The 25,442-nt window shown below is 59.3% G+C and carries 24 protein-coding genes and 7 pseudogenes; 16 read left to right on the forward strand and 15 right to left on the reverse strand.

Annotated features, from left to right (window positions below; genetic code table 11):
• The first annotated feature begins 394 nt into the window (after window positions 1–394).
• The 3 genes and pseudogenes from RLCC275e_RS25925 (at window position 395) to RLCC275e_RS25930 (ending at window position 2,373) form a co-directional block, all read left to right on the forward strand.
• Entirely contained in the window at window positions 395–1,420 is a 1,026-nt protein-coding gene (locus RLCC275e_RS25925) for a zinc-dependent alcohol dehydrogenase family protein (protein WP_033184583.1), read from the forward strand.
• 46 nt (window positions 1,421–1,466) lie between these two features.
• Window positions 1,467–1,588 (forward strand): annotated as a pseudogene (locus tag RLCC275e_RS34795) (NAD(P)(+) transhydrogenase (Re/Si-specific) subunit beta); the annotation flags it as partial.
• Window positions 1,589–1,665: 77 nt separating this feature from the next.
• Entirely contained in the window at window positions 1,666–2,373 is a 708-nt protein-coding gene (locus tag RLCC275e_RS25930) for a dihydrofolate reductase family protein (protein WP_033184582.1), read from the forward strand.
• Between the two features lie 58 nt (window positions 2,374–2,431).
• Here the strand turns inward: RLCC275e_RS25930 and RLCC275e_RS25935 are convergent, their stop codons facing one another.
• The 5 genes from RLCC275e_RS25935 to RLCC275e_RS25955 form a co-directional block, all read right to left on the reverse strand.
• Window positions 2,432–3,925, reverse strand: coding sequence for a tripartite tricarboxylate transporter permease (locus RLCC275e_RS25935; protein WP_018494302.1), 1,494 nt, complete (start codon window positions 3,923–3,925; stop codon window positions 2,432–2,434).
• 11 nt (window positions 3,926–3,936) lie between these two features.
• A complete protein-coding gene (locus tag RLCC275e_RS25940; protein ID WP_130708035.1) occupies window positions 3,937–4,425 on the reverse strand; it encodes a tripartite tricarboxylate transporter TctB family protein in 489 nt (162 codons plus the stop codon).
• 23 nt (window positions 4,426–4,448) lie between these two features.
• A complete protein-coding gene (locus RLCC275e_RS25945; protein ID WP_033184581.1) occupies window positions 4,449–5,210 on the reverse strand; it encodes an SDR family NAD(P)-dependent oxidoreductase in 762 nt (253 codons plus the stop codon).
• Window positions 5,211–5,276: 66 nt separating this feature from the next.
• Entirely contained in the window at window positions 5,277–6,758 is a 1,482-nt protein-coding gene (locus tag RLCC275e_RS25950; RefSeq protein ID WP_033184580.1) for an aldehyde dehydrogenase, read from the reverse strand.
• Window positions 6,759–6,899: 141 nt separating this feature from the next.
• Window positions 6,900–7,880: a Bug family tripartite tricarboxylate transporter substrate binding protein gene (locus RLCC275e_RS25955; RefSeq protein ID WP_033184579.1), complete on the reverse strand. Its 981-nt coding sequence runs from the start codon at window positions 7,878–7,880 to the stop codon at window positions 6,900–6,902.
• A 357-nt stretch (window positions 7,881–8,237) separates the two neighbouring features.
• On the opposite strand from RLCC275e_RS25955, the gene RLCC275e_RS25960 reads away from it, so the two are divergent.
• The 8 genes from RLCC275e_RS25960 to RLCC275e_RS25995 all read left to right on the forward strand — a co-directional run bounded on the left by RLCC275e_RS25960 (window position 8,238) and on the right by RLCC275e_RS25995 (window position 15,279).
• On the forward strand, window positions 8,238–9,014 hold the full coding sequence (locus RLCC275e_RS25960; protein ID WP_033184628.1) for an IclR family transcriptional regulator: 777 nt from the start codon (window positions 8,238–8,240) through the stop codon (window positions 9,012–9,014).
• Between the two features lie 102 nt (window positions 9,015–9,116).
• On the forward strand, window positions 9,117–9,944 hold the full coding sequence (locus tag RLCC275e_RS25965; protein ID WP_245483539.1) for an SDR family NAD(P)-dependent oxidoreductase: 828 nt from the start codon (window positions 9,117–9,119) through the stop codon (window positions 9,942–9,944).
• Window positions 9,945–9,976: 32 nt separating this feature from the next.
• Window positions 9,977–10,879: an SMP-30/gluconolactonase/LRE family protein gene (locus RLCC275e_RS25970; protein WP_033184577.1), complete on the forward strand. Its 903-nt coding sequence runs from the start codon at window positions 9,977–9,979 to the stop codon at window positions 10,877–10,879.
• 36 nt (window positions 10,880–10,915) lie between these two features.
• Entirely contained in the window at window positions 10,916–12,331 is a 1,416-nt protein-coding gene (locus tag RLCC275e_RS25975; RefSeq protein ID WP_130708032.1) for an MmgE/PrpD family protein, read from the forward strand.
• A gap of 84 nt (window positions 12,332–12,415) precedes the next feature.
• The gene (locus RLCC275e_RS25980) at window positions 12,416–13,408 is read left to right on the forward strand and encodes a Bug family tripartite tricarboxylate transporter substrate binding protein (RefSeq protein WP_050516899.1); all 993 of its coding nucleotides are present in this window, start codon (window positions 12,416–12,418) and stop codon (window positions 13,406–13,408) included.
• 335 nt (window positions 13,409–13,743) lie between these two features.
• Entirely contained in the window at window positions 13,744–13,854 is a 111-nt protein-coding gene (locus RLCC275e_RS25985) for an SDR family oxidoreductase (RefSeq protein ID WP_082229881.1), read from the forward strand.
• Window positions 13,855–14,077: 223 nt separating this feature from the next.
• Window positions 14,078–14,551, forward strand: coding sequence for a cytochrome P460 family protein (locus tag RLCC275e_RS25990; RefSeq protein WP_033184576.1), 474 nt, complete (start codon window positions 14,078–14,080; stop codon window positions 14,549–14,551).
• Between the two features lie 26 nt (window positions 14,552–14,577).
• Entirely contained in the window at window positions 14,578–15,279 is a 702-nt protein-coding gene (locus RLCC275e_RS25995) for a DUF4405 domain-containing protein (RefSeq protein WP_033184575.1), read from the forward strand.
• A 14-nt stretch (window positions 15,280–15,293) separates the two neighbouring features.
• Here RLCC275e_RS25995 and RLCC275e_RS26000 read toward each other — a convergent pair whose 3' ends face one another.
• The 4 genes and pseudogenes from RLCC275e_RS26000 to RLCC275e_RS26010 form a co-directional block, all read right to left on the reverse strand.
• Window positions 15,294–16,187, reverse strand: coding sequence for a LysR family transcriptional regulator (locus RLCC275e_RS26000; protein ID WP_011654937.1), 894 nt, complete (start codon window positions 16,185–16,187; stop codon window positions 15,294–15,296).
• A 68-nt stretch (window positions 16,188–16,255) separates the two neighbouring features.
• Window positions 16,256–16,567 carry an adenylate/guanylate cyclase domain-containing protein gene (locus tag RLCC275e_RS26005; RefSeq protein WP_368389632.1) on the reverse strand — a complete coding sequence of 104 codons (312 nt, stop codon included), beginning with the start codon at window positions 16,565–16,567 and terminating at the stop codon, window positions 16,256–16,258.
• Window positions 16,568–16,600: 33 nt separating this feature from the next.
• Window positions 16,601–16,858: pseudogene (locus RLCC275e_RS34375) on the reverse strand (non-homologous end-joining DNA ligase); the annotation flags it as partial.
• A pseudogene (locus RLCC275e_RS26010) lies at window positions 16,855–16,983 on the reverse strand (His-Xaa-Ser repeat protein HxsA); the annotation flags it as partial. The pseudogenes RLCC275e_RS26010 and RLCC275e_RS34375, both read right to left, overlap by 4 nt.
• A 387-nt stretch (window positions 16,984–17,370) precedes the next feature.
• On the opposite strand from RLCC275e_RS26010, the gene RLCC275e_RS26015 reads away from it, so the two are divergent.
• Window positions 17,371–17,640, forward strand: coding sequence for a hypothetical protein (locus RLCC275e_RS26015; RefSeq protein ID WP_033184573.1), 270 nt, complete (start codon window positions 17,371–17,373; stop codon window positions 17,638–17,640).
• A gap of 5 nt (window positions 17,641–17,645) precedes the next feature.
• On the opposite strand, the pseudogene RLCC275e_RS34710 reads toward RLCC275e_RS26015, so the two are convergent.
• Window positions 17,646–17,735, reverse strand: a pseudogene (locus RLCC275e_RS34710) (GFA family protein); the annotation flags it as partial.
• Window positions 17,736–18,002: 267 nt separating this feature from the next.
• A complete protein-coding gene (locus RLCC275e_RS26020; protein WP_033184572.1) occupies window positions 18,003–19,346 on the reverse strand; it encodes a chloride channel protein in 1,344 nt (447 codons plus the stop codon).
• Between the two features lie 587 nt (window positions 19,347–19,933).
• Between RLCC275e_RS26020 and RLCC275e_RS26025 the strand changes: the two genes are divergently transcribed.
• On the forward strand, window positions 19,934–20,308 hold the full coding sequence (locus tag RLCC275e_RS26025) for a hypothetical protein (RefSeq protein ID WP_165418941.1): 375 nt from the start codon (window positions 19,934–19,936) through the stop codon (window positions 20,306–20,308).
• Here the strand turns inward: RLCC275e_RS26025 and RLCC275e_RS26030 are convergent.
• Window positions 20,256–20,872: pseudogene (locus RLCC275e_RS26030) on the reverse strand (LysR substrate-binding domain-containing protein); the annotation flags it as partial. The gene RLCC275e_RS26025 and the pseudogene RLCC275e_RS26030 sit on opposite strands and share 53 nt — an antisense overlap.
• On the opposite strand from RLCC275e_RS26030, the pseudogene RLCC275e_RS26035 reads away from it, so the two are divergent.
• Window positions 20,871–21,536: pseudogene (locus RLCC275e_RS26035) on the forward strand (GSU2403 family nucleotidyltransferase fold protein); the annotation flags it as partial. The pseudogenes RLCC275e_RS26030 and RLCC275e_RS26035 sit on opposite strands and share 2 nt — an antisense overlap.
• A gap of 172 nt (window positions 21,537–21,708) precedes the next feature.
• On the opposite strand, the gene RLCC275e_RS26040 reads toward RLCC275e_RS26035, so the two are convergent.
• Window positions 21,709–22,326, reverse strand: coding sequence for a TetR/AcrR family transcriptional regulator (locus RLCC275e_RS26040; RefSeq protein ID WP_033184570.1), 618 nt, complete (start codon window positions 22,324–22,326; stop codon window positions 21,709–21,711).
• Between the two features lie 90 nt (window positions 22,327–22,416).
• On the opposite strand from RLCC275e_RS26040, the gene RLCC275e_RS26045 reads away from it, so the two are divergent.
• Together RLCC275e_RS26045 and ligD are read left to right on the forward strand one after the other, a co-directional pair.
• A complete protein-coding gene (locus tag RLCC275e_RS26045; protein ID WP_033184569.1) occupies window positions 22,417–23,190 on the forward strand; it encodes an SDR family oxidoreductase in 774 nt (257 codons plus the stop codon).
• A gap of 246 nt (window positions 23,191–23,436) precedes the next feature.
• A pseudogene (gene ligD, locus RLCC275e_RS34380) lies at window positions 23,437–23,598 on the forward strand (non-homologous end-joining DNA ligase LigD); the annotation flags it as partial.
• Between the two features lie 28 nt (window positions 23,599–23,626).
• Here the strand turns inward: ligD and RLCC275e_RS26050 are convergent.
• Both RLCC275e_RS26050 and RLCC275e_RS34385 read right to left on the reverse strand, forming a co-directional pair.
• Window positions 23,627–23,821, reverse strand: a complete 195-nt coding sequence (locus RLCC275e_RS26050; protein ID WP_033184568.1) for a hypothetical protein — start codon at window positions 23,819–23,821, stop codon at window positions 23,627–23,629.
• Window positions 23,822–24,269: 448 nt separating this feature from the next.
• A complete protein-coding gene (locus RLCC275e_RS34385) occupies window positions 24,270–24,527 on the reverse strand; it encodes a hypothetical protein (RefSeq protein ID WP_033184567.1) in 258 nt (85 codons plus the stop codon).
• Window positions 24,528–25,442: the final 915 nt, after the last annotated feature.

The following is a 25,442-nucleotide window of genomic DNA, read 5'->3' on the forward strand; positions in this document are numbered from 1 at the left end:
AGCTAGTATTGCCAAGTAATCTGTTGGGCTTTGCGAGCGCGGCCTTTGCTCCCAAATGGCCGGCGTCTCGTGCCTCCTGATTAAATTGGGTAACACGCTAGAACTGCTCAAAACAGTGGGGCGACCTAGATGGTATAATGTAAGGTTATAACGGCAGATCGCGCCGGATAGGCCCTAAAGCATTGGCTTAGCGCTTCTCTGATAGAGACTAGACTGCAGCCTCAGCGCTATGACGGGTTATAATCCCGAGCTATAAGCCACGCGGCCTGAGCCGCTTTCGCCCCTTATCGTTATTGTGCTGATGCGCGAGATTTGCGAGCAGCAACTGCGTTCCAGGCGCGCAGCGGGGTAAATGGGCGGGCCAGGCCCGAACCATTGAGGTGGAGGAAAGATTATGAAGGGTCTCGTGTTTCTAGGCGAGGGGAAGATGGAGTTTCGGGACTATCCCGATCCACTTCCCGGTCCTGATGAGGTTATCGTAAGGATCAAGGCCTCCGGAATGTGCGGTAGCGACCTGAACCACCTCAACGAGCCCAAGAGGCGCGAGGATCAAATCGTCATCGAAGGGCATGAGCCCTGCGGCATCATCGAAGAAGTCGGTTCCGCTGTTCGTCCATGGGAAGCGCGGGTCGGTGATCGGGTCATGGTATATCACTATGACGGATGCCGCACGTGCCCGAACTGCCGCACCGGTTGGATGCAGAACTGCGACAACACCCGGATCGCGTTCGGCGGGAATGGCCATGGGGCGCACGCTCCTTTCATGAAGGTGCCGGCTCACACGCTCATCAAGCTTCCGGGGCGGCTTTCATTCAACGCGGGAGCAGCCGTCGGATGTGGCAGCGGAACGGCTTACGCCGCTTTGAAAAGGGTCAATTTGCTTGCGGACGAGACGATCGCGATCTTCGGACAGGGGCCGGTGGGCCTGAGTTGCACCGTCTTCGCCAAGGCCTTCGGTGCGCGCGTCATCGCCCTCGACGTCGGTGAAGAACGCCTGCAAATGGCCAAAGATTTCGGGGCGGACTTCGTCATAAACCCGATGAAAGATGATCCCGTGAAAGCAATACGCGACCTCACGAAAGGTGGCCTGGGAGCAGACAAGGCGATCGAATGTAGTTCCAACTCGGTGGCGCGCCAGCAGGCCCTTCAGGCTATCAAGCGGTGGGGAACTACCTGCCTGGTAGGGGTCCATGGCTTGATGCAGTTTGAGTGCGACGAACTCATCACCAATCAGAAAAACCTCGTGGGCTCGCTCACCTTCAACAAGAACCTTCAGGATGAGTGCGCGGGCTTCGTCGCCGAACGCGGTATAGACGTGGACGCGCTCTTTACACACGAGTTCCAGCTTGATCAGGCCGTCGAGGCCTACGCTCTCTTCGAGCAGCGGAAAATCGGCAAGGGCGTGTTCGTGTTCGATTAAGGGCGCTGTCACGGCCGGCTTCGCGCCTACGTCGCGATCTTGCAAGAAACGCGGGCAGGGGACGGCATACTCCGGGATCGAAAACCCCCTATTTTTAGGGAGATTACCCGGATGTTCTATGGTGATGCCAAGAAGTCGATTGACGGACTTATTCTCTTGGTGGCGTAGGATATTGCGCCATCTGAGACTGGCAGACGCTGAACTCCAAATCCGTCCGATCGAAATCGAAGAAGCAGGTATCGCTCGTGAAACCTTTTATCGCATGTTTGATGCTGACGTCACCGGATGGAAGCCTTCATCCAAGTCGATGGACCAAGTCACCGGACGGAGACCGTTCCGACTTTTCGAAAATCTGCGACAAGGTGCGCGAGGAACTTCGGTGCCAAGCATGGATGGTGGGTCGCGCGACCATGGCGGAGATGGCGAAAGGTGCTCCCCACGCACCTGAAGGTTCGCAAAAGGTGGCCAGGCCTACCCATTTCGCAAACCGCGAGGCGAAGAGCTTTGGGATCGCGATCGACCGATCGGGCGCTGTTCACTACAGAGGACCGGACCTCTTCGGCGATCACATCATTGCGCTACTCGGGCACGATGTTCCTGACAGCTATCTTGCTGAGTTGGCGGCAGACGGCGTCTCGTACGTCGTCGCCGAGACTGCCGATTTTGACGTCGGGGAATTGCTGGCTGTCGTGAATCGGGAGCTTGGTATCGAACGGATCGTGCTTGAAGGCGGCGCGGCGACCAACGGTGCATTGCTGGCCAGTGGATTGTTGGATGAACTCAACTTCATCGTTGCGCCGGCCTTGGAAGCACGGTCCGGCACCGACAGCGTGGTGGAGTTCGGCACCGATGGCCTAGCTGGCAAGGTGGAACTCTCCTTGATTGAATGCCAGCAGCTCGGTCACGGGATGGTCAACCTTCGCTATGCAGCAAGCAAGCCGTCAAATTCGTAGCTTTGCGCTGGATATCCCGGTGAGTTCCGTGCTTCTGATTGATCGAGGGTAAGTGTTGCTACTCTTCGAGCGCTTGGTCCTTCTTCCGGCGGATCGAAGGAAGAAGCATTGCGCCGAGAGCGAGGGCCGCGATCGCGAGGAGCACGGCGCTGACAGGACGCTCTACGAAGACCCAAGCGCTGCCGCGGGATACGACCATGGCCCGCCTCAGATACTCTTCCAGCATTGGTCCCAGGACGAAGCCGATAAGCAACGGTGCCGGCTCAAGCGCGAGCTTGAAAAACAGGTATCCCAGAAAGCCGAACAGAACCGTCTCAAACACATTGAACGGCGAATAGTTTACCGAGTAGACGCCGATTGCGCAGAACACGAGGATCGCCGGATACAGGTACTTGTATGGAAGCCTCAGGAGCGACACCCACATCCCGATCAATGGCAGATTGATCACAAGCAACATCAGGTTCCCGATCCACATGCTGACAATCAGACCCCAGAACAAAGCGGGCTGGGCCTGGATCACGCCAGGGCCGGGCTGAATACCGTGGATCATCAGGCCGCCGATCATGAGAGCCATAACTGCATTTGCAGGGATGCCGAGGGTGAGCATCGGAATGAACGAGGTCTGTGAAGCAGCGTTGTTCGCGCTTTCAGGGCCGGCGACACCCTCGATTGCTCCGGTGCCGAACTCGTGGCCGTATTTCGAGACCTTCCTCTCGAGCATGTATGAGGCAAAGGTTGACAGCGCCAATCCGCCACCGGGGAGGATGCCAAGAATTGATCCCACGATGGTGCCGCGGATCACCGACGGCGTTGCCCGCTTGAATTCTTCCTTGGTCAGCATCAAGCTCCCCACCTTGGCGACCGTCCCGCTCCGGTTTTCCGGGTGTTCAAGATTGCGGATGATTTCGGCGACACCGAATATCCCCATTGCCACGGCTACGAAGTCGATGCCCTCGAAAAGTTCGAAAAAGCCGAACGAAAACCGGACCTGGCCGCTCTGGACGTCTGTGCCGACGAGGCCGAGCGCCACCCCGAGCACGAGCATGGCGATCGACTTGAAGATGCTACCTTGGGCGAGCACCGTTGCGATGATCAGGCCAAGGAGGATCAGTGAGAAATACTCTGCCGGGCCAAAAGAGAGCGCGAGGTTCGTCAGTAGGGGGCCGGAAGCGGCGACTACCAGCGTGGCCACGGTTCCAGCGAAAAACGATCCTATCGCCGCTGTGGCCAAGGCCGCGCCAGCTCGGCCCCGTTTCGCCATCTTGTGACCCTCCAGTGTCGTCACGACAGCCGTGACTTCGCCTGGCAGGTTCAAGAGGATCGCCGACGTGGACCCGCCGTACTGAGCGCCGTAGTAGATGCCGGAAAGCATGATCAGCGCTGTAATCGGGTCCAATGCAAAGGTCAGCGGGAGCAGGAGGGCGATGGTCGCGAGCGGACCGATACCGGGAAGGACCCCGATTGCCGTTCCGATCATGCAACCGATGAAGGCGAATCCGAGGTTGTGAAAAGTCATCGCGACCGAAAGGCCGAGGGCGAGGTTCTCGATCATGGCTTTCTCGCTCAGAACTGGGTGAGGGCGGGAGGCAGGAACGACACGTTCAAGCCAAGCCCGAGAGTGAATACTGCCCAACAGATCGCAACGAGCGCCAAAGTCAGACCGGCGATCCCCCGGATGGTCTGCTCCCTGTCAGCGAGGCCACTGATCACGACGACGACCGCGACCGAGACGGCCATCCCGACACGCTCGATCAGGACGCCGAATGCCGCCATCGCGCCAAGGATCAGGACCATCTCCCTCCAAGCCCAACTTTCCAGGGGATCGTGCTCGCCTTTGATGCCGAGAATGGCAACCGCTGCGCCGAGCAGGCCCAGCAAACCGAAGACAAGCATCGGCATGTAGCCGGCCCCCATTTGGGCGGCCGAACCGATTTCGTAGTCCTGATTATAGTAGAGCCCGGCTAGAGCGACGGCGACCAGGAACACCCCGGCCGTCACATCTTTCGCTCCCAGCGGACGGCGTGGAGACGGAACTGGTTGATCGTTTTGCATTTGAGTGTTCCCCGGTTTTGTTTTCAGTGGAAGGAACGGCCGCCATCGACCGCTAGCGCTGCGCCCGTGACGTAGGAGGATTCCGATGACGTAAGGAACAGAAGCGCTCGCGCAATTTCTTCTGGATCGGCCAACCGCTTGAGCGCGTAGTTGCCCACATTGGCGCGGTAGCCATCCGCCATTGGCGTGTCCACCATACCGGGTGCGATGCTGTTGACCCTGATCTTCGGAGCGAGTTCCGCAGCAAGCGCGCGGGTCAGGTTTACCACGCCGCCCTTGGATGCCGCGTAGGCCGTGTGGCCGGGTGCGTTCGGCAGAAGTCCCTGAGCCGAGGCGATGTTCACGATCGTGGAGTGCTCGTGCAACTGCAGGAACGGAATGCAGCAGCGCGCGACGATGTATGTGCCGGTCAGATTGACTTCGATGATCCGACGCCAATCGTCGGCCGGCACCTCGGTAGCAAGCCCCTTGGACATGATACCTGCCGCATTGATCACTCCATCGATGCCATCCATCTCGGACGCGGCCTTTTCGACGGCCCGTGCAACGTCAGGTTCATTAGTGATGTCGACGCTGCAGAAGCCGGCAGCAATCTCCTCGGCGACCTTTTGAACCGCGTCGGTGTTTCGGTCGAAGAGAGTGACTTTCGCGCCTTCCGCCGCAAACAGGGCGGCTGTGGTGCGGCCGATACCCGAGGCAGCTCCCGTGACAATAATCCTTCGGCCGGCCAGTCTTACGGATTGGCCTGTGGTATGTGCCGAGGTTGAAAGGGGTGACACGCTCATTGCGGTTTACTTTCTTGTATTAAGTTCGCTTGGTGCAGTCTGCGCTTCGCGCGTGGAAACGGGCCATCACCGCATGATGAAGGGATTGGTTGGGCCTTCGGTCGCCGTGGACAGGAAGACGCTCTTGGTCTCGAGATATTCGTTGATCGCCTCGATCCCGTTCTCTCGCCCAAGGCCGGATTTCTTGGTTCCGCCGAACGGCATCATGAAGCTGTAGGCACGGTAGGTATTCACCCAGACGGTTCCTACCTTGAGGGCCTTCGTCATGCGCATCGCGCGGCCGATGTTCTGCGTCCACACGCCAGCGACGAGGCCATAGGCGATGTCGTTGCCGATCCTTGTGGCATCTTCTTCGGTATCGAACTCGATGATGGACAGGACAGGGCCGAAGACCTCCTCCTGTGCGATCCTCATGTCGTTGGTGACGTCGGAGAAGATGGTCGGCTCCACGAACTGGCCAGCACTCAGGCCCGCACCGGTGGCTCTGTTGCCGCCGAGGATGCATCGCGCGCCGTCTTTGCGGGCGATCTCTATGTAATCCAGGACTTTTTGAAACTGCGGAGGTGTCGAAATCGGACCGACGTTGGTGTTCGGGTCCATCGGATCGCCCATCCTGATGTACCGAGCGAGATCCACGAGTTTGGTCGTGAAAACGTCCTTGATCGACTTCTGGACCAGTAGGCGGGAGCCGGCGGTGCACATCTGTCCAGCTGCACCGAAGATGCCGGACACGACGCCCGCCGCAGCCAGGTCGAGATCGGCGTCTTCGAATACGATGTTGGGTGACTTGCCGCCCAGCTCAAGCGCGACTCGCTTCATCTGCTTGGCAGCGGTCTCGTAGATTTTCGCTCCGGTCAAATCGGAGCCCGTGAAGGTTATCATCGCGACATCGGGATGTTCGACAAGTGCCGCGCCTGCATCATGTCCATAGCCCGTGACAACGTTGAACGCCCCGTCTGGCATCCCGGCTTCCTTGACGATCGCTGCAAGTTCCAGCGTGCTGGCCGAGGCGAATTCGGACGGCTTCACGACGACGGTGCAGCCGGCCGCCAGGGCAGGCGCGCATTTTACGGTGGCAAACCAGATCGGTGAATTCCAGGCGGTTAGGGCGGCTACCACGCCGATGGGTTCGCGCATCGTGAACGCCATGGTGTCTGGCTTCTCGACAGGTATCCATGCGCCTTCGATCTTGTCGGCGAGACCAGCGTAGTAGTACCAGCACTCGGCCACGCCGTTAAGCTGGCCACGGACTTCGGCGAGCAGTTTGCCGTTGTCCCGAGCTTCGATCTCGGCAATCCGATCGGCATCACGCGTGATGAGATCGCCGATCTTCCGCATGATCCTGCCGCGTGCAGTCGCTGTCAGCTTTGACCAGGGGCCGTTGTCGAGCGCTTCGCGGGCCGCCTTTACCGCGCGGTCCACGTCTCCCCGCGTCGCTCGAGCCAATTCAGCCCACGGCTTGCCATGATAGGGGTCCAGAGTTTCGATATGCTCTCCGCGTTCTCCGTCGGTGAACTGCCCGTCAATGAAAAGTTGGTAGCTGCGCATCTTCACTCCTTGAATTCGTCTTGCTGGGCAGCGAATTGCGTTTCGCCGATGGGAGCCCGCAGCGAAAACGGGTCCCATCGGCGATTGCACAGCGGTCCGCACCCGTCCGCCGTTCATTTGCTGGCGGCCATTGCCGCCAGCTCAGTTGTTCAGTCGAATGTTGTTTTCCGTAATGACCTTGCGAAATTTGTCCTGCTCGGCCTTCAGGAAAGCCGTGAGTTCGTCGCCGGTCTTGATGTCGGTCTGGAAAGACAGCGGCGTGAAGCGCTCCTGGAACTTGGGGTCCTTGACGCCCTTCACGATCGCCGCGGAGAACTTCGTCACCACTTCGTCGGGAACCCCCTTTGGGGCGGCATAGCTGTACCAGACGCGCGAGTTGACCTGCGGATAGCCGATCTCCGCCGTCGTTGGGACGTTCGGCAAGTTGGTTGTTCGGGCAGGGGAAGTGACCGCCAAGACTCGTACGTTGGGATCATCCTTGAGCAACGCGGCCTCTCGAGCCGACGCGAAGATCATTTGGGTGAAGCCGCCTGCGAGAGCCTGAATGCCCTCGGGATTGTTCTTGTAGGAGACGTGGACACCTTTGCCCCCGGCCTCCTTGAGGAACATCGTGGATGTCAGGTGACCCACGGTGCCTACGCCACCGCTGGCAAATGTCACGCCATCGGGTGACTTGGCCACAGCCATCAACTCGTCGATGCTCGTGATTCCTGCCTTGGCGGAGACGATGAGCGCCAGCGGGTAGCCGCCGATTTCGACAATCGGTACAAAGTCATCGAGGCCGTACTGGAGGTTATCTCTGAGGACGGTCTGAACCAGTCCGGCAGTGATCAGGCAGAGGATGTTGTATCCGTCTGGCTTGGCTCCGGCGACAGCACTTCCTGCCACAGTCGTTGAGCCGCCTGCACGATTTTCGATCACAACAGGCTGTCCGAGTTCCTCGCTCGCTGTCTGCGCCAGGAAGCGGCTGAGCGTGTCATCATCCCCGCCAGGCGCGTTCCCGATGTTGATGGTGATAGGTCGTACCGGCCACTCGGCTGCGCGGGCATCCGATACCCGCGTCAACAGTCCTGCTGAAATAGCTGCAGTCGTACCGAGCAAAACGTTTCGTCTCGTAATCATGGAATTCTCCCCCTGGTAAACATCCGTGCCGCGATCAGCACCGCCCGACCTCCCGTCGGGCTCCAGCGCAAACTGCCGATAGTGGCCTGCGACGCGCTTAATCGAACCCGTCGAGCCGACTCTGTAAAGCCGAAAACCCGATCTAACGCCAAAGGTTATAAGCGCGTGTTATATGCTGGGGGCCGGGGTGACCGTGTCGAATCCCCCCACGTCTGAGCTTTGCGGTCCCACGGGATGGTGTATTTTTGGGGTGGCGCGCTTGCCATTTAGACGCTTATCGTGAGCCGATGAAATCGCTATCTGATGGAATGTGGTTGAAACGCGCAGCTAATCGAGGATGAAGTGACAGTGACCGACATGTCCGCCGAAGACGAGAAATATCGCGCGCCGGCGCTCACGAAAGGCCTCGACATTTTGGAGCTACTGGCATCCGCCAGCGATGGACTTACCCAGGTCGAGATCGGAAAGATGCTCGGCCGAACGACGTCCGAAATCTTCCGCATGCTTGTGGTGCTCAGCCAGCGGGGCTACGTCGAGCTTAGCGGAGATGACCGCTACCAGTTGACAACAAAGTTGTTCGAAGTCGCCCACCGCCATCCTCCGATCCGCCGGCTAACCGCGATTGCAGGCGACGCGATGCAGAAGCTGGCAAACCGGATCAACCAATCCATCCACCTGTGTATTTTGCAGGGTGGGCGGCTGTTGGTCGTCGCCCAGGTGGACTGCCCCGACAACAACCTGAATTCCGTTCGGCTCGGGGCGCAAATCCCGATTTTCGATTCGGCATCAGGCCGCGTGCTGGCTGCGTTCATGGATGACGCGGCTTTGGAGCACCTGCTCACTTTGGCCGGAACGGAAGCCGGAGAGCGCCGCGACAGGTTTCTGGCCGATCTTCCCGGGGTGCGCGATGTGGGTTATTGCGAGGGCCCGTCACTTACGCTCGCCGGTGTGACGAACTTATCCGCACCTATTTTCGACTACACCGGCAAGGCTGTCGCCGCGATTACCACGCCATTCATACACCGGCTAAACAGCGCATCGCACGTGCCGGTGCCCGAGGCGCGTAACGCGCTCCTTGAGACCTGTCGGGACCTCTCGAAAAGGATGGGCGCGGGAGCAGCCGTCGATCGGTAGTCTCCTTGAACAAGGCACTTTTGGAGGGCTCGGCAGATTGCCGGGCCCTTTTGTATTTGAAACCGCATTGCGCAAATAAAACGTTGACGGCATCTTCAACATATGAAAGCCTATTTCATATACAAAATTATACGAGCTTTCCCCGGCTGGGGTGGCCGCCATGGAGGAGCAGGCATGCAGAGATTTGAGGGCAAAGTAGTCTTGGTGACGGGAGCAGGCAGCGGCATTGGCGCGGCTACCGTTAAGCGGCTGCACGCCGAAGGCGCGACCGTGATTGCCGTTGACGTCACGGAGGAGGGTGTCTCTAAGGTTGTCCAGGAGATCGGCGACCGGACGAGAGTGGAAGGCCTCGCACTGGATGTCTGCGACCATTCTGCGTCCATCGAGACGGTTGCGGATGTGCGCAAACGCCACGGGGCGCTACACGGCCTGGTCAATTGTGCTGGCATCAAGGGCGTCGGCAGCATCGTGGATGTCGAACCGGAGAGCTTCGGTCGCGTCATGGCGGTTAACCTCGAGGGCACGATCAACCTCTGCCAAGCCTTCGTGCAAGCCGTGAAAGACGATACCGGTGACCGCGCGATCGTGAACATCTCCTCTGGCGCGGGTGTGATGGGCGTTGCGAACAGGCTACCTTACGTGGCCTCCAAGTTCGCGGTGTCCGGCATCACGAAATCGATGTCGCCTGAACTCGGGCCGCTTGGCATTCGCGTGAACGCGGTAGCGCCGGGCATGACTAAAACACCGTTCACCGAATACATGCTGCAGGATCCGGCTGCCGTGGAGCGGGTCAATGCCAAGCATCCGATCGGCAGAATGGGAGAGCCCGAGGAAATTGCGGCTGTCATCGTCTTCCTTCTGACCAAGGATGCAAGCTTCATGACCGGCGCGATTGTCTCGGTCGACGGAGGCCAGACCGCTTGCCTTTGATCTGTTGGTGCTGACCAACGAGGGAGGATGCGTTGGCCGAAATTCGACTTTTAGTGGACTGCAAAAACAATCTCGGCGAAGGCCCGGTTTGGGACGTCCGCGAACAGCGCTTGTACTGGGTGGACAGCACGGCAGGGGAGATATGGTCCTGTCGTGAAGACGGAAGCGACGTTCGCACTTTCTATGTGCCGACGTACATCGGTTCCATGGCCCTCCGTGAAAACGGAGGCGCTGTGCTGGCGCTGGCAAGCGGGTTCGCCCTCTACGAGTTCAATTCCCAGCGGATCGAGTACGTTGGAAATCCGCTGGCCGACCAACCCGACTACAGGTTCAACGACGGCAAGGTCGATCGACGAGGCAGGTTTTTCGCGGGGTGCATGGGCTACGACTTCCATCCGCTTGATGTGACCATACCCAGAAACCCCTCCAGGAACGGGTCGCTGTACCGCTTGGACCCCGACCTTCGCGTAACTCAGGTGGACACGGGGTTCATCTGCTTCAATGCACCGTGCTGGAGCCCGAACAGCCGGACGTTCTACTGCGGTGACTCCGAGCACAAGGCCATCTGGGCGTACAACTACGATCTTGAAACGGGTGACGTCAGCGACAAGCGTCTCTTTGTATCCGACGCGGGCTACGTAAGCACGGTAGACGGCGCGACCGTCGACACCGACGGCTTCATTTGGAACGCAAAGGTCCTTGGGGGCCGGATCGTCCGATACAGGCCGGATGGGATCATCGACCGGGTAGTCGACGTGCCGGTGCGCAACGTGACGAGCATCATGTTCGGCGGCCCCGACCTGGACATTCTTTATTTCACCAGCATGGGACGCCCGATGCGCGGCATCCCGCCCAAGGAACACGGTGCCGGGGGCCTGTTCGCCATTCATGGTCTCGGGGTCAAAGGACTTCCCGAGACCCGGTTCGCCGGTTGACCGGCAATTTGAAATCAAAACGAGGATGACTTTGAAATGACCATCACTGCCGACCTTTCACAGGAGCTTGCCGAATTCGCGGCAAACACCAGGTTCGCCGATCTGCCGCCGACAGCGGTCGAAGCCGCGAAGAAGAGTGTCCTGGATACGATCGGGGTCATGCTTGCTGCGAGTGGGACGGAACCTGCGGTCAGGCCGATCGTCGAACTGGTGCAAGAGAGCGGCGGCAAGGGCGAGGCGACCGTTTTGGGCTTTGGCGACCGGGTTCCGGCCGGCGCTGCGGCTTTCGCCAATGGCGCGCTCGCGCACGGCCTCGACTTTGACAGTCAGACGCCATGGGGAGCGCACGCCGACAGCTCGATCATTCCGACGGTGCTCGCATTGGCGGAACTGCGCGAGGGTGTGACCGGAGAGGAGCTGATCACGGCAGTCGCCATCGGACAGGAGATTTTCATTCGCCTTCGCTGCAATGTCGGCTGGCATATGGACTGGAACCTCTCGACTGTCGTCGGCTGCTTCTCGGCGACCGCGGCGGGCGGCTCGATCTTCAAGCTCGACCCGACACAGCTCGCCAACGCGCTCGGGATCGCCAGCCTGCAGTCCAGCGGCACGATGGAGCAGATTTTCGGGCTCGGGAGTGACCTCAGGGGCATGTACGCCGGGTTCAGCTCGCAGGCCAGCGTCAACGCCGTCAGGCTTGCGGCACGCGGGATGACCGGCATCCGCAACCTCTTCGAAGGCGAGGCGGGGGTCTTCAAGGTCTACTTCAAGGGAGAGTACGATCGCGACAAGATGGTCGCCAACCTCGGCAAGGAATTCCTCAGTGGAGGGATGACCTACAAATATTGGCCGGCCGTCGGGAACGCTCATACCTACATTCACGCGGCAATCGAGTTGATGAAGGAAAACAGCGTCGACTTGGATCAGGTTGCCCGGGTGAAAGTCTATGTCGGTGACTTCCAGCAGAGGATGTGCTCCCCACTGGCGGAGCGGCAGGTTCCGAACACGCTTGTCGACGCGAAGTTCAGCCTTCCTTTCCTTGTCGCGCTTGCACTGGTGAAGGGGCAGATGGAGGTCGGGGACTTCACGAGCGAAGCGCTGAAAGACCAAACTGTTCTCGCTTTGGCAAGGAAAGTCGTTCCGGTACCGGACAGCAGCTATAACTGGACCTCCAAACTGCCCGATGGAAAGATCGAAGTGGTTCTCGGAGACGGGACCCATGTCTCTCGTCTTGGGTCGAGAGTGCCGGGCTCGGTCGAATTGCCGATGACTTGGGACGAACTCTTCCACAAGTTTGGTTCCTGCGCGCGTGCCGCGGTCTCACCACTGTCGGCCGACAGGATTGTCGAGCTTTGTAACTCGCTGAAGGCGCTCGAAAGCATCTGTGACGTCCGGGAGATCGTCGCGGCTGCCGTTTCCAACATCGATGTCGCACACCGAAAGTCCGCATAGCCCGCGACGCGGGTTTCTCCCGGGGGCGGCGGACACGTCCCCGGATATCGAAACAGCCATGTATCTCAATGGGAGGAGAATAGCATGCCAAGCTTTGAAATTACACGACGCCGGTTCTTGATGACCGGAGCAGCAACGGCCGCAACCCTTGCTGTGTCGGGCCCAGCATGGGCCGCTTATCCAGACAAACCCGTCAAGTGGATCGTCGGCTTTCCACCGGGTGGCGCTACGGACACCGTCGCTCGCCTGGTTGGCCATCCGATGTCAGAAGCGCTGGGGAAGCCGATCGTCGTCGACAATCGCCCAGGTGCGGGCAGCTCCGTTGGGGCGGCGGCATTGGCCAGTTCCCCCGCGGACGGCTATACCGTCGGAAGCGCCGATAATGGGACGCTGATCATTAATCCGGTGGTCTATCCCAAAATCCAGTACGACCCGGACCGCGACTTCAGGCCAGTGGGCATGTATGCCGGCATCAACCTGTTGCTTTGCGTTCCCAGCAGCTCGCCGATCAAAACGGCCGCGGAATACCTGGAAAAGGCAAAGGGCGCGCCGGAGCCGCTTCTCTACGCCAGCCCCGGTATCGGGACGCCGCTGCACCTTGCGATGGAGCGTCTTGCCCGCGACGCCAACGTGCATCTCAAACACGTTGCGTATAAGGGCATGGCCCCGGCGCTGAACGACGTCTTGGCCGGTATAGTTGACAGTATCGTGATCGATTACACGACGGCCAATTCTCAGATCAAGGATGGGAAAATCCGGGCGATTGCGGTTTTCTCTGAAAAACGTCTCACGGTACTTCCGGATGTTCCGACGATGGCTGAGCAGGGCGTGCCGGGCTTCTCCGCAGGGGCGTGGCACTCGCTGATCGTACCTAAGGCCACGCCAGACGACGTGGTCGCAACTTTGTCCGAGGCACTTCGCAAGGCGTTGCAGGACCCGTTGGTGAAGACCCGGTACGCTGAGCTAGGCCTCGATATGCCTCCAAGCGATCCCGAAAGCATGTCTCGTCGATGGGAGAGCGACAAAGCCACCTGGCAACCCCTGATCCGTTCGTTGAACATCAAGCTCGACGGCTGACCTTCGAATGGCGTGTCGGGCAATGCCGCGGACACGCCAACTGTCTTCATTCCACTTGGACTTCGAACGAAAGCGATATGCATCCCGCCTCGCTTGCCAGCTAACGGCCATTTCAGGAAGAGAATCATATGGAGGTCGGATTGGAGGTCGGATCGCTTGAAGCGTCTGTCCATCATCGACAGCGACTGCACGGAAAGTGGGCTGTGGTCACAGGTGCTGTGTCGGCAACTGGGCGCGCGATCGCGTTGCGGTTCGCGGTGACGTTGCCGCCGGGTTGGACGCCGAGCCCGACTTGACGGTCATGCAGCGAATTCCCGCAAGCGCCCGCCGGCAGGATGGCAAAAGCATCCGAGATAGCGAACGTTGCACTCTTCCTCGCTGGCGGTGAGGCGAGTTTTGTCCACGGGTCAGTCTATACGGCGGACGGTGGCTGGCTTATTCGATGAGCGTTCGAAAGTAAATTGTTCGCTCTCCGTCTCGCCCGAGCTGTCCGAAATCATCTGCCGATTGATGAAATAACCTCATAACGTCAAACGGTTGCGGGCTCTAATCCTGGTCTATTGTCTTTGCTATCTGTTGTCTGACCGTCTCCGGATCGCACCGGAGCAAGCGGTATTGACGTCTTGATCTCGTTCGGTGGGGAGGACCGACAACGAAAGGATTTATGGAATGCCACGTCAGACCTTTGCGGGCTTGGCCTGTGCTGTCGCCGTCGGTTCAGTTGTCTTCGCGGCAGGCTATTTTTCTGGCCCCGCCATCAATGAAATCACGCCAGCTACCGCAGCAGAAAACGCCGTCACATTTCCCCCTTTGGACCAGCTTGTGCACTATACGACGGTGCGGCGTGGCGTGACGCGTGAACACATGCTCACAAACCCTGAGGCTCTCGCCGCGATTAAGGCTGGTCAGCCAGTAGCGGCAGGGACGCACATGGTTCTGGTCGACTACCAGAGTGACGTGCTGCACCGCTACCTCGTCGCGCAGAAGATGGGCGTAGGCTCTTCGGACTGGGCTTACCAATGGTTCTGGCCTGACAAGTCCATCAAGGCTGACGAAAATGTAGCGCAGTGCTACTCGTGCCACCGCTCGCGCGAGGATCGCCAGTTCATGTTCACCTTCACAGACGCGCTTTCGTTTAAGTGATCACGCACAGAGGCGCTTTAATCCCCATGGTCAAAAGCTTCCTTTTGCAGCGAGTGATGCTGCCGTCGCTGATGCTCGCGTTGTTGCTTTTCTCGCTCGCCTACTGGTGGCTGGATAACGTTCCCCATGAGGTCTTCGGCACCGTGCTCTTTGGCTTGCTCTGTTGGCATATCTACGTCAATCGGGCCTGGTTCAGGAACCTGACGCGTGGTAAGTACGACGCCAGGCGAGTGGTCCGCGTCGTCCTGCATACTAGCCTGATTGTGAACATGGCGGTTTTGCTGATCACGAGCGTGGTCATATCCAAGTCGGTCTTTGCCTGGCTGCCTATCCCGGATTCCATCTACCTAAGAGAAATACATTGGTTCTCGGCCTATTGGGTCATGATCGTTACCGGTATCCACGCGGGGCTCCATTGGGAGCGTTTGCGGGCCAGCCTGCTGAACCTCTTGGGTCTCAGATCCACGAACCCCGTACTGCGGGCCATATTTCTCGCGCTGGGGGCTGCCTTCCTTCTGCAAGGGCTCGCAAGCTTTCAGACCCTTGGTGTGTGGACGAAGCTGACGTTCAATTACAGTCTGGATTTCTGGGATTTTACTGCTTCCGTCGCACCGTTCTTCGGACACTGGCTCGCGGTTTTCACTGTGCCCGCGATTATCACCCATTCGCTCATGGCAATTTGGAGATGGGCGGGCCTAAGGAACTCGCCCTCTATCAGGGGAGCTTAGATGGACGATGGGCGTCAAGCTCGATGCCGTAATGCATCGAGCAATGCCGCGAATGCCGGAGAGGATTGGCGACGGCTTGGATAGTAGAGGTAGTAGCCGTCCCACGGGGGTGAAAACTCTTGAAGAACGTGCTCAAGTTTTCGCTCATTAACGAGAGGCTGCACGATCTCCAGCGGGATGTAAGCCATGCCGAAGCCGTCAAGCGCAGCCTCAAGCGCGTTGAAAATGTTATTGAATGCGAGCTGCCCATCCACCCGTATCTTGATTTCCTGCCCGTTTTCCTCGAACTCCCAGACGTAGAGACCGCCCGAGCTTGGAAGCCGGAAGTTGATGCAGGTGTGCCCCACTAGGTCCTTTGGGTGCGACGGAATGCCATGCTCCTTGAAGTAGGAGGGCGAACCAACAACCGCCAAGCTGAAGTCCGGTCCGATCCGCGCGGAGATCATATCTTTCGCGAGATGCTCTCCCATACGAACGCCAGCATCGTATCGCTCGTTCACAATGTCCGTCAGGCCGTTGTCGAGGATCAGTTCGACCTTGATGTCGGGATACTGGGGCAGGAATTTCCTCAGCTTTGGCCAGAGGACATGAGTGATGGCATAGTCGGCTGCCGAAAGTCGGATGGTGCCAGCTGGTTTGTCACGAAGAGCACTCAAGGCCTCAACCTGGGCGTCGATCTCATCCAGATGAGGTCCGATGCCGTCGAGTAGCCGCTCTCCGGCCTCCGTGAGCGAAACGGCTCGAGTTGTGCGGGTCAGCAAGCGTACGCCGAGTCTGGCTTCAAGTTGTCTGATGGTGTGGCTGAGCGCCGACTGAGATACCCCGACTTTCGCTGCTGCCCGGGTAAAACTTCGCTCCCGTGCGACCAACGCAAACGCATTCAAATCACCTATAGACTCGCGAGCCATTCATGAAGCCTTCTCATATTGGAAGGAGGATTATACCCCGTTCGTTCTGAAAATCTCCACTGAACATTTCACGCATGCGTGATGGTCATGTTGTAGTTGCGCGACACCATACCGCAATTGGAGCAGTTAGCCCACGAACGCGACGCGAGATGTCGGGGTACAGGCCGGGCATTACGTCTGTTGCGTCCACCCCGCGGGAGTTTAACCGACGACACGAGGTCGTTGCTTGCCATCACATGGGACTGCGTTTCCCTCGTAAGACGCTCAAGTCTGCTTGCGACATTCACTGTGTCGCCGAGCACCGTGTATTCCAGCCGGTGGGTGTGGCCGGTGTTGCCGACAACGACTTCCCCATAGTGCAGGCCGATGCCGATCTGGATCGGCTCACGACCTTCGGCCCTCCGTTCCTCGTTGCCGGCCGGGGACGCTGCCGACCTCTCATACCCAACGATGAAGAAGGCCTCGCTCTGGACGCATTTTACCCAATCCCCGGTTCGGCCCGAGCGATAGGGCCGGTGCTTGTCGACGATGCCTTCCAGCCCGAGGCGGCAGAAATGCTCAAGCAGGACAGCCGGTTCGGCATCGAGAGTTTTCGATAGCCGTATGGCGCCGACCTAGTCATTCCTTGGGCCGTTCAACGTGTCCTCGAGAAGGTGTCGTCGAGACCGGTATCTTCGTCGTCGACGCCGGTCAGGAAGCCAGCGTAATAACCGTAGGCAGTCAATCCCGACTGCACCTGGATGACGATCCGCCTGAACTTGTTCGAGTTTCCGGGCAGTGTTTTCGCGGGTGCCAGGGCCACCAGTCCTGCGCACCGATTTTAGGGGCGAACGATCGTCCACTCGGGTTGCAGCTTGACCCTCGTTGAGGCAACGACGGGTCTTAAGTTCGAAACCTTCAAGGCGGCCAAGCTGAAGGTGTCCGACCTGGGTGACAACTTCGCGCCGGCCCCACTCCGAGCCGACGCTGGGTAAAACACGATTTTCAAGTCTTTCCGCGAGTGGGGACTATCGCCAGCGTTCACGAAATTTCGGATTCAATGTCTTCTCGAGGAAAATTCTACTCGAGTGACGCTGGAACTAACGGCTAACGGCCATGTTATCCATTCGTGCACCATCGCGACATGCATCAAGAGCACTAGCTTGATGGTGCCGTGAGCGATCGCGCCTTGGAGGAGGTTACGGTGGACGATAGTGAGAAAAAAGAAGGCGCTACGGGCTCTTTGCCTACCCAGCTCGGCGTCGTCTCGCCAGAGCCTGAGGGTCAGGCAACCTTAACCGCCGCCCAAGAAGAGATCATAAATGCCTATCGCGCCGGCCGAATGGACGAGGTGCAGTTCCAGAGGCATTTGACCGACGACCCTGTCATCGCCGGGTACGTTCGCCGCATCGCGCACCCGCGAGACGATCTGCGACCTGCGGATTGGGCACGTGACAAGCGTCGCGATAGATAGCGCGGGGCCCGGCAATGGCAGACGGAGATTTTGACGGGCTCTCCGTCGGCGATTATCGAAAGCGGGCCGCATGAACAAGTGGCCGCTCGTCTCATTCCGTGCTCCTCCTAATTGATGTCCGCGAAGCCAACCGCATGTGCCACGACGCTGTTTCGGAGCTTGCCTCTGCCGTTGCTCGACGGGGGCGCTCATGACGATACGGCAAGACTTCGACGCAATCCTTTTCGAAATGATCAGCCTTTTGTCGTCGACGCCGCGAGGCTGGAGGACGGATCAAGCACAGCCCGCGAGGCGTTTCCACGCCGTAGCATACCAGTCAACGAGATAACTGCGTAGGTTCGTCGCTCGTCCGTGTAGGCACGCTACTCCGATTCCCTTTCGACAACACGCCGCGCCCGGATCGCCGACGCGATAAAGACCCGTGAAAGACCGTGGTAGAGGGGTTCGCGCGATAGGATCCGCGACGTCACGTAGCCGATCATCGACACCGCCATGATCGGGATGACTGCCTGGTGGTCGCCGGTCATTTCCAGGATGATGACGAAGGCCGTCATCGGGGCCTGCACGACGCCCGCGAAATAGCCGGCCATGCCGAGGATGGCCGCCAGTGCGATGCTGGTTCCGAGCAGGGAGCCGACGGTGCTGCCGAAACCGGCGCCGACGGCAAGCGACGGCGCAAAGATGCCGCCCGGAATACCTGACAGCATGGACAGGAAGCTGGCGGCGAGCTTTTCAACGAAGAAGAGCAGAGGCAGGGCATTGCCTTCGACCGCAGCTCGTGCCTGCTCGTAGCCGGTGCCGAAAGTCGTGCCTCCCGACGCCACACCGATGACTGCGATCGCCAGTCCGCAGATGCCCGCAAGTGCCAGCAGGCGCTTCAGCGGCTGTGGTTGCGCCCAGCGGCGGATCTTCTGGCCGAAGTGCAACGCGAAGCCGCTGAAGGCCGCTCCGAGTGCACCACCGCCAATGCCACAGATCAGAACCAGCCCCCAGTCGCGAAGCTCCGCGGGGGCAGCCGATGCCATGCCGAAATAGTTGTAGCTGCCCGAAAGCCCGAGTGCCGCGAGACCGGAGAGGATGACGGCCGTGAGCACCAGCCCGTTCGCCCGAGACTCGTAGGTCCGGCTCATTTCCTCTATCGCGAAGACGATACCGGCAAGCGGCGTGTTGAAAGCGGCCGCAATTCCCGCCGCCGAACCGGCAAGGATCAGTCCGCGCGCCTGCGCCATGCCACTGAACCGGGCGACGGCGAGCATGATCGACGCGCCGACCTGCACGGTCGGACCCTCGCGGCCGATCGAGGCGCCAGAGAACAGCCCGAGCACCGTCAGCACAATCTTGCCGATGGCAATCTTCAGCGACAGCAGCCGCGTCCGATCTTCCTCGTCTCTCAAATGTCGGGCGGCTATCGCCTGGGGGATGCCGCTACCACCAGAATTTGGAAACAGCGTCGCCGCCAGATAAGCCGACAGCATGAAGCCGAGCGGGGTCAGCGCAAGTGGCAGCAGGAAGGCCCATTCACCGGACGAGGTGAGAGACCCGAAGCCCTTCTGCGCCAGATCCGCAAGCTTCGCAAAGCCAACGCTGATCACCCCGATTGCCAATGCCCCGCACCAAAATACCAGCCTCGGCTGCCAAAGCGAGAAAGAGCCCCATAAGACGCGGGAGCGGCGAAAGAGCTTCGAATATCGATAGGATGGTGGCATGTCGGGCTCGGCGATGCGGGGCGGGGTTGTCCTTTACTAGCGCCATCGCGCCCGAAGATCACCCCCAATTGCAACATATCGAACGTGAGCAGGATGGCGGGCGTGCTGAAGCACGGAGGCTCACGTTCCACGCACTCAGTTTAGGCTTGCTGTCCCTCGGGGCGGACGTCGTCGCTATGATGAGTGGGATGAGGGCACGCAGCCAGCCCCACATTTCCGTCAGTGGATCCAGCGACGACCGCGGCAAACCAAGGGTCATCTCTCGAGGAGCTTTCGGACCCATCGGAGCCGCCAATAAATTTACATCGGATGAGCGAGAGTATTATCTGAAGTCCTTAGGCGGTTGAACGCCAAAGGCATCTGGCTCGCTCCCTGGCTCCCCCGCTGCGATTGCGGAACCGACGCCACCCTCGTCCCGTATCCGTGCGCCGACCGCGTGTGCCTGGCGTCGCATAAGTGGATCGGTTATGGCTGCGAGTGCTTCTGTCAAGCTGTCAACAGTGAATGCTCTGCGATCGAGTGACAGTCCGACGCCGAGGTCCGTTAATCGCCTTGCCCAGAACGGTTGATCGCCAAAGAACGGGCAAATGATCAGGTTTGCCGGCCCGAAGAACGGCGGCGGTCGTTCCGGCGCCGCCGTGGTGGATGATCGCACTCACCTCCCGAAACAACCTGTCGTGAGGGGCGCCGCGGACGACATGAACGTGCTTGGATTTACGTTCTGCGATCAGGGCATCGCCTCTAAGAGCCAAGATGCCCCGCTTGCCCTTGCTCGCGAGCGCCTCGACAACAGTGGCTGTCATTCGGGCTGGATCGACGCCCGGCATGCTTCTGTGCAGTCTAAGAACCTTTTTTCAAACCGCAGCAAACGCGTTCTGGTAAATGAACTCAAGACCGCTAATCTCAACGTCATATCGCGGGCGGTAACTGACATTCGCTGGAAAACAGCCTGCGGCTGGTGAAGTCGACGAACACACGGACTTTTGGTGAAAGATGCCGGCTTGATGGCCAGATCAGGTTGAACTGGCCGGGCGCATCGAGGTGATCGACCAGCAGCGGCACCAGTTCGCCCGTTTTCAGCGACGCCGCCGCCAGAAAATCCGGCATGCAGCCGATGCCCAAGCCGCGCAGCACCGCGCCTCGCAATGCCTCCATATTGTTGCAGGTCAGGATATGGTGGATCCGGACCTCGGGCTCTCCAGTGGGAAGGACGAGCGGCCAATCTTGGATCTTCCCGCTATTGGGAAAGCGAAATCCAATCCCGACATGAGTGGAGAGGTCGCGTGGGCAGGTGGGCGTCCCCTGCCGTTCTAGATAGGCTGGAGATGCGCAGAGAAGCATTTGAAAGGGACGCAGCGCGCGCATCATGATCCGGCTGTCGGCAATAGTCCGCTTCGGATCGCCATGTCGACGCCCTCGTCGATGAGATCGACGATGCGGTCGTTAAAATCCAGATCGAGTTCGACCTCCGGGTAAAGCTGTAGGAATTCGGAAAGCACAGGCAAGAGGAGATAATAAGCGACGATGGCTGCGATCCTGACCGGCGATGCGGACATCGCCCAGAACTATGCCATCAGTCGGGAGTTTGAAGACAGTCTGCCGCCGATCGTTGAGCTGCTGCAGGGCGTCGACGCCAGCTTCCGGCCAGTCCCACATCGATCGGGATCCGCGGCCTCGTCGGCGTTTCAGAATGCCGACGGCTACAGGGTTGAATTCCTGACGTCGAATCGTGGTTCGGATGATTACATTGACCAGCCGGCGAAAATGCCTGCCCTTGGTGGCGCCGGCGCGGACCCACTACGCTTTCTCGACTTCCTCATAAGGGAACCCGTCAGGACAATGCTGCTCCACCGAAGCGGTGTCCCAGTCGTCGTCCCCGATCCGTCCCGGTATGCGGTCCACAAGCTCATAGTCGCCAGCCGCCGACACACTGACGGGCAGGGGCCGGCGAAGCGAGAGAAGGACGTTCGTCAAGCTGCGCGGCTCTTTGAAGCCCTGCAGCAGACAAGGCGATCTGCCGACTTGGCGCTCGTCTACAACGAAGCATGGGAGCGCGGGTCTGCGTGGCAAGAAGGTATTCGAACCGGGGCGGGAATGCTGCCGGCACAAGATGCCGAGCGGCTCCACACGGTCCTGATCGAGGGAGCAAGAAAAAACCGCGAAGAAATTGAACTTCCGTTTGGAGAGTAGGCTGTCTTCCGCTTCGAATGCCAAGCAGTTGACTTAATGCGAAAGCGGCGAAGACAAATATGATGTCGAGAGCTCGTGTCCGCTCAAGGCGCCCGTGGGCAATCACCAAAAAAGTTCTGTGACGCTTGCGGTCAGCACGAGCAGTTCACGAGCCTTAGGGCCGAGCTCCCCGTTAGGTGCTACGCTTCCCGGGCCAGGCCGTGAGTGCGATGTCGATCATCCGCTTCAGCCGCGCATTGCAGGCTCCATCGCAGGCCTGTGCGGACATGCCCTGGATAATCGCGCCATAGAAGCGCGCGAGCGTATCGGTATCCGTTTGCGCCGGCAATTCGCCTTCCTCGACGGCCCGGTCGAAGCGAGCTTTAAGGGTCTGCATCGAGGTCTCGCGCAATGCCGCCGTCATCCGCGCCACTGACGCATTCTCTTCCGCGTGCTGCAGGACCGCCGTCGAGACCATGCAACCTCGCGGCCTGTCCGGCTGGGTGTCACCATCAGCGATATCGTAAAGGTAGAGGCTTAGGGCTTCATGAACCGGGAGGTCGGATTGCAAGATTTCCAACCGGCGACTGTTTTCACGGGCAATGCTGAAGTCGAGCGACTGACGGTACAATTCCTCCTTTGAGCCGAACATCGAATAGAGAGTCGGCGGATTGATCCCCATGGCCTTCGTGAGGTCGGCCGTCGAGGTTCCTTCGTAGCCGCGTTCCCAGAACAAGCGTGCCGCGATGTCGAGCCCGACGTCGCGATCAAGCACGCGTGGTCTGCCTCGTTTGCGGACCGGATTCGTCATTAAAATAGCGACCCCTATTAAATAGTTGACAGGCTGGCTTCACCTCTTATCATAGGGATCACTATTTAATTTAGCAACGGAGTGAGATCCATGTCTCAAAGACTAGTAAATAAGATAGCCCTGATCACTGGAAGTTCGCGCGGTATCGGTCGGGCGGTTGCTCTTACGTTTGCGAAGGAGGGTGCGGCGCTGATTGGCGTGCACTACAGCGCCAACGCGGATGCGGCCAATGCCACCGTACGCGACATCGAGGCGCTTGGTGTCAAGGCTGTCGGTGTGAAGGCTGATCTGAGACAAGGCAAGGAGGCGGCCGACAATCTCTGGGCGCAGTTCAGCGAAGCCGCGCGTACCGAGACGGGCTCGTCCGCTCTTGATATTCTGGTGAACAATGCAGGCATTGCGCCGGCACTGCCGTTGAAGCAGACGAGCGAAGCTGCTTTCGATGAGGTGATGACGATTAACTACAAGGCGCCGTTCTTCCTGATCCAGGCAGTGGCCGACCACATTCGCGATAATGGCCGTGTCATCAATGTCTCCACTGGGTTTACGCGGATCGCGGCTCCGACCCATCCCGCCTATGCGGCCTCCAAGGGGGCGCTGGAGACATTGACATTGGCGCTGGCACCTGAATTTGCAGCTCGCGGGATTACGGTCAATGCCGTGCTGCCGGGTGTAACGGAGACGGATATGAATGCCGAGTGGCTGGCATCGCCGGATGCGCGCGCCGGCGCCGAAGCCCTCTCGGTCTTTTCACGTGTCGGACAGGCGGAGGACGTCGCCGACGTCATCGCCTTCCTCGCATCGAACGATGCGCGTTGGACGACGGGCCAGATGATTGATGCGACGGGTGGCGCCCGGATCTGATCGATCCCGACACTCCGCTATGTTTGCCGCCATTCAAACTGCGGCAGAGGACGTATCCTTGACGAGGTGCCGGTTGAGGTCCTGTTCCCCGTCAGTCCACTAGACAGGATCGCGCTCGCCGAGCGCGATCCTGCCTTCATCCACTCGGTGGGGCGGCTGCCCCAAGCTGGCGGGATCATTCCTCACATCGTGCAGAACGATGGAGCGGTCCGGATCGAGTGGGAATGCATTGCTGCGCGGCCGCCGGCCCAGATCGGCCGCGTTGAGCTGCATCCCTGGAACTGTGAGCCTGGTCAGCCGGAAGTGCCTGGCCGTCTGGTGTTCGACCTCGATCCTGGACCTGATGTCGGGTTCTCGACAGTCGTCGAAGCCGCCCGTGAAATCCGCGACCGCCTGGAGGAGCTCGGTCGATGTTGCGCTGGATCACCGGTTGCTCCTAAAACCGTTCGGCAAAACACCAGTGGCTCACTTGGCTGCCACGGTTTAGCAGATCGACCAAGTTATTGGCCTCCTCGGCGGTGAGCATGTCCATGACAAACCCATCGATGATGGCCGCCTGTCCGATGACTTTATCGAACACCGTCCAGTAAATGTTGAGGTTCTTGCAAGGGCTGTATCTTTGCGCTGCCATCGTGAACGGCCTCCGTGTGGTAACGACTTTCGTCAATTCTGAGCGGTCGATCAGACATGGCTGCCGGGCGGCTCTTGGACATCTGCGAGGCTCATGACACTAGTCGGCAGCTCAGCAGAGGAAGAGGGCTCGCATTCAGCGGATGGCAAATGAACTCTTGCACCACGAAGAGTTAGGCCGCTCGTTGCCTTTAAGAAGGCGCTCACAGTAGAGCATTCTTGTACCCGCTAATGAAGAGATGCGTTGGAATCAGGCACGCTATCTATTCGTATAACGGGCGCTTGCATCGCTGGTTTATCCACCATGCGCTTGCCGCCGCTTCCTACAGTCCTCCCCAGCTCGTGTTTCCAGTTACCGCGGCCTCGATGAAGAGCTTTCGCGCCACGGATGGCTTGACGACCATGGCGTGCCATCGGAGGGCGGGCGCGACTTCCGCAGGACTGCCATTTCATTCGGCCGTTGGGCTGTGCATCGATATGCGTGGACCTCTATTCGCTCGGCAAAGAATACCGAGGGCATCTTGCAATCTAAGGGCGGCCAGCGCCCGCGTTGCTTCCTCGGCTGGCCATCCGGCTGCCATTGCCGCCGAGAGCAAGGTGGATTCGGTGTGCAGCGCCAGTCTTTCGTAGAGGGGCTCGAGCGCCTCGTGGGCGGTAACAACGCGCTCGTCTCGGGGCGTGATCGGAGTCGGAGATACCGTCAACATTCTGCGTCCTTCCCTAACGGTTTTGGAACCTGAGAACTGGGCATAGTTCCAACGTTCTGTGAATGGCTAGCGACCCCGGCGCGAGGATGAACAGCTTTGCGAAGCCTGCACTTACGAGCAACGTTAAAACAAAGTGCACAGGTCAACCATCATACTTGTGTATGCGGAAATTATACGGCCGCAGCAGACAAGTGGGCGCTGGGGAGCCATGCCAGGCTCAACCAGTCGTTTTCGAGCGTGTTGCCCTCGGAAAATGAGTGCGATATCGGCGTCATGGTCGTCTGTCTTAGCCGAGGGCATCTCATCGCGACGCGGGTGATGGTCGACTTTTCAGCAGAGCCATCACGTGGCTTGCCGGCCTTGAGCAAGGCCTCCTAAACCCCCGTATAAGTCATCCCCTCCCATTTGCTACCCGATCCTAACCTCCGATCAATGGCAGGTTGGGCAGCGTACTGCTATGGTCAGGGTACATTCTCCCGCGCGGCCATTTCGTCAAGCTCACTGGGGAGTTCAGCGGGGTACCTGAATCAAGGACATTCCGGACGGCGGGTCCACCGCCGGCGAGCCCACGGGTCGCACCGTTTGCGTCGTTCTTTGCATTCTTCCGAGGATTGGCACCATGACATATGAACTCGACCGAATCGAAATCGAGCTGGTCCCGTTGATGCTGTTTCCCAGCGCACAAGGGAAAGCTAGGCCCTGGGTTCCGGCCTCTCCGCTCCAGATGCCGCCAGATGGTTCATCACGGCCGAATACGGCCTTTGAGGCTCATTTGATGACGTTTTCCACCAAGCCAAGCGAAGCAATCACGCCTCCCTGGGGACAAGCTTTGCACGCCTGGAGATCTGTCTTTACCCTATATGTTACTGGGACGCGGTTCGGTCTTTGGTGCTACTCCCTCGGGCTTGTCCGTCT

This window comes from Rhizobium brockwellii (genome assembly GCF_000769405.2).
GTDB lineage: Bacteria > Pseudomonadota > Alphaproteobacteria > Rhizobiales > Rhizobiaceae > Rhizobium > Rhizobium brockwellii.